General features: G+C 35.8%; 1 pseudogene. It reads left to right on the top strand.

Going from position 1 to position 500, the window contains the following annotated elements:
* Positions 1 to 500: pseudogene (locus tag L8X38_RS08410) on the top strand (flagellin); the annotation flags it as partial.

The following is a 500-nucleotide window of genomic DNA, read 5'->3' as shown; positions in this document are numbered from 1 at the left end:
GATGCTAATGGTAGACTTGTATTAACTTCAAGAGATGGTAGAGGGATAAAAATAGAAGGTAGTATTGGCGGTGGTTCTGGTATATTGCAAAAGGATTATGAAAATTATGGTCGTTTGTCTTTAATTAAAAATGATGGTAAAGATATCTTAATATCAGGAAGCAATCTTTCTACTATAGGTATGGGTGCAACTCAAATGATCTCTCAAGCTTCTGTATCTTTAAGAGAATCAAAAGGAAGAATTGATACCAATGTGGCTGATGCTATGGGCTTTAATGCTTATAAAGGCGGTGGTAAAATGATTGTTACACAATCATCTGTTTCTGCTCTTATGGAGACAGCAGGTAGTGGTATGAGTACAGGCTCAGGATTTTCTATAGGTAGTGGCCATAATTACTCTGAAATTTATGCTAACAATGTTGTTTTTGCAACAGCATTTTCAGTAGCATTTGGCGTTAGTGCGGATGCTGTAGCAGGTAATTCCCAATTTGTTAATTTTAA

This window comes from Campylobacter sp. CNRCH_2014_2452 (genome assembly GCF_025772865.1).
Taxonomy (GTDB): domain Bacteria; phylum Campylobacterota; class Campylobacteria; order Campylobacterales; family Campylobacteraceae; genus Campylobacter_D; species Campylobacter_D lari_D.
The sequence above is the reverse complement of the archived record's forward strand: the minus strand, read 5'-3'. Positions and strand labels throughout refer to the sequence as shown.